The organism is uncultured Aquincola sp. (genome assembly GCF_964001545.1).
GTDB lineage: Bacteria > Pseudomonadota > Gammaproteobacteria > Burkholderiales > Burkholderiaceae_C > Aquincola.
Window position 1 is genome coordinate 1 of record NZ_CAXFDV010000248.1, and the last position, 2,077, is coordinate 2,077.

The 2,077-nt window shown below is 70.3% G+C and carries 2 protein-coding genes and 1 pseudogene; all 3 read left to right on the forward strand.

From position 1 onward, the window contains the following. Positions 1-555 (forward strand): substrate-binding domain-containing protein (locus tag ABNT58_RS08560; protein WP_348753077.1); only part of this gene is annotated, 555 nt, incomplete at its 5' end. A gap of 128 nt (positions 556-683) precedes the next feature. After that, a complete protein-coding gene (locus tag ABNT58_RS08565; RefSeq protein WP_348753078.1) occupies positions 684-1,646 on the forward strand; it encodes a tripartite tricarboxylate transporter substrate binding protein in 963 nt (320 codons plus the stop codon). Positions 1,647-1,661: 15 nt separating this feature from the next. Beyond that, a pseudogene (gene gudD, locus ABNT58_RS08570) lies at positions 1,662-2,077 on the forward strand (glucarate dehydratase); the annotation flags it as partial.

A 2,077-nucleotide genomic window follows, 5' to 3' on the forward strand; every position in this document is an offset into this window, starting at 1 on the left:
ACCTGGGACCTGACGCCCACGCCCATCGACATGCTGGTGGGCTTTTCGCATGTCGAGGTGGGCCGCGCGGTGGCCGCCTTCCTGCACGGCCGCGGGCGACGGCGGCTGGCGGTGGTGGCCGGCGACGATGAACGCTCGGCGCGCCGGCACGCGGCCTTTCGCCAGGCGGCGGTAGCGCTGGGCCTGCCCGAGCCGGCGCTGGTGACGGTGCCTGCGCCCACCACGCTGGGCAGCGGCCGCGGGGCACTGGCGCAGCTGCTGGCGGCCGACCCGTCGGTGGACGCGGTGTTCTGCAGCTCCGACCTGCTGGCGCTGGGCGTGCTCACCGAAGCGCAGGCCCGTGGGCTGGACGTGCCCAGGCAGCTGGCGGTCATGGGCTTCGGCGACCTGGAATTCGCCGCCGACCTGCATCCCGCGCTGACCACCGTGCGCATCGACAGCCGCGCCATCGGCCAGCAGGCTGCCCGCTTCATCGTCGAGCGGGCCGAGGGCAGGGCGGTGGCCGAGCAAGTGGTGGACATCGGCTTTTCCATCGTCGAGCGCGCCAGCGCCTGAACACCCCGATAAGTAGTTCTGCGAATCGCAGACGCGGGCGCGGTAGCGCTACCATTGCTGCCGACGGTGGTAGCGCTACCGTGCGCAGCCGCCCCGCCCATCCCCCCGCGTTTTTCAGGAGACATGGCATGAAGAAGTTGTTTGCTGCCGCCACGCTGGGCCTGGCCCTGGTGGCCGGCGCCCAGGCCCAGGCCTGGCCCGCCAAGCCCGTCACGCTGCTGGTGCCGTTCCCGCCCGGCGGCAGCACCGACACCGTGGCCCGCGCGATGGGCGCTGCGCTGGGCAAAACCTTCAACCAGACCTTCATCGTCGACAACAAGGCGGGCGCCACCGGCACCATCGGGGCAGCGCAGGTCAAGCGCGCAGCGCCCGACGGCTACACCTTCCTGGTCACCTCGCTGGGGCCGCTGGTCATCGCGCCGCACCTCATCAAGTCGATGCCGTACGACGCGCTGAAGGACTTCGACCCCATCACCGTGCTGGTGCAGGCGCCCAACGTGCTGGTGGTGCCGGCCGCGTCGCCCTACAAGACGGTGGCAGACGTCATCGGCCACCTGAAGTCGCAGCCGGGCAAGATGACCTTCGCCTCTTCGGGCAACGGCAGCAGCGACCACTTGACGGCCGAACTCTTCTGGCAGGAGACGGGCACCAGCGGCCTGCACATCCCGTACAAGGGCGGCGGCCCGGCCATCTCCGACCTGCTGGGCGCGCAGGTGGAAGCCTCGTTCCAGAACGTCAACGCGGTGCTGCAGCACATCAAGGCCGGCAAGCTGCGGGCGCTGGCGGTCACCGGCGCCAAGCGCGCAGCGGTGCTGCCCGACGTGCCCACGCTGGCCGAGGCCGGTGTGAAGAACGCCGACGTGTATTCGTGGCAGGCGGTGGTGGCGCCCAAGGGCCTGCCGGCCGACGTGCGCAGCAAGTTCCACGAGGCCCTGCTGGCCGCGCTGCACGACCCGCAGGTGCAGCAGCAGTTCACGTCCGTCGGCCTCGAAGTGGTGGGCAACACGCCCGCCCAGTTCGCCACCTTCCAGGCCAGCGAGTTCGCGCGCTGGAAGAAGGTGATCGAGACCGGAAAAATCACCGCTGATTAAGACCTGGACCTTGCCATGAGCCTCTCTTCAACACCCTTGATCACCGCGCTGCAGGTGATCCCAGTCGCCGGCCGCGACAGCATGCTGCTCAACCTCAGCGGTGCGCACGGGCCGTTTTTCACCCGCAACCTGCTCATCCTGACCGACAGCGCCGGCCGCACCGGCGTCGGCGAGGTGCCGGGCGGCGAGAAGATCCGCCAGACGCTGGAAGACGCCCGGCCGCTGGTGGTGGGCCAGCCGGTGGGCAGCCATGCCGGGCTGTTGCGCACACTGCAGCAGGCCTTTGCCGACCGCGACGCCGGCGGCCGCGGCCTGCAGACCTTCGACCTGCGCACCACCATCCATGCGGTCACCGCGGTGGAATCGGCCATGCTCGACCTGCTGGGCCAGCACCTGAACCTGCCGGTGGCGGCCCTGCTGGGTGAAGGCCA

Coding starts and splice junctions, on each gene's coding strand:
- ABNT58_RS08565 (WP_348753078.1), top strand. CDS start 684: ATGAAGAAGTTGTTTGCTGCCGCCACGCTGGGCCTGGCCCTGGTGGCC.